The organism is Brevibacillus migulae, assembly GCF_004521915.1.
In the GTDB taxonomy this organism is placed as follows: Bacteria; Bacillota; Bacilli; order Brevibacillales; family Brevibacillaceae; genus Brevibacillus_F; species Brevibacillus_F migulae.
In genome coordinates this window covers 1-369 of record NZ_SDKD01000084.1, presented here as the reverse complement: position 1 = coordinate 369, position 369 = coordinate 1, and the positions used below count along the sequence as shown (strand labels likewise).

3 tRNA genes are annotated in these 369 nt (G+C 51.8%); all 3 read right to left on the bottom strand.

Going from position 1 to position 369, the window contains the following annotated elements:
- Nucleotides 1–29 precede the first annotated feature (29 nt).
- The 3 genes from EIZ37_RS25705 to EIZ37_RS25695 all read right to left on the bottom strand — a co-directional run bounded on the left by EIZ37_RS25705 (nucleotide 30) and on the right by EIZ37_RS25695 (nucleotide 276).
- Nucleotides 30–103, bottom strand: a tRNA-Glu gene (locus EIZ37_RS25705).
- Between the two features lies 1 nt (nucleotide 104).
- Nucleotides 105–197 (bottom strand) — tRNA-Ser (locus EIZ37_RS25700).
- 3 nt (nucleotides 198–200) lie between these two features.
- A tRNA-Asn gene (locus EIZ37_RS25695) sits at nucleotides 201–276 on the bottom strand.
- Nucleotides 277–369 lie beyond the last annotated feature (93 nt).

The following is a 369-nucleotide window of genomic DNA, read 5'->3' as shown; positions in this document are numbered from 1 at the left end:
GCTATTCTTCACTTTGTGGGGTCTTTAGGTGACCCGTAGGGGATTCGAACCCCTGTATGACAGCGTGAAAGGCTGCTGTGTTAAACCGCTTCACCAACGGGCCGTGGCGGATGGAGTGGGATTTGAACCCACGAGACGGTTCAACACCGCCTACACGATTTCCAATCGTGCTCCTTCGGCCGCTCGGACATCCATCCATTTGGCTCCTTGGGAGGGACTCGAACCCCCGACCGATCGGTTAACAGCCGATTGCTCTACCAACTGAGCTACCAAGGAATAAAGAAGGAATTTGCACCTTCAAAACTGGATACGCAGCAATTTTATGCACAAGGATGTGTGTGGATAAGTCCTCGACCGATTAGTATTCGT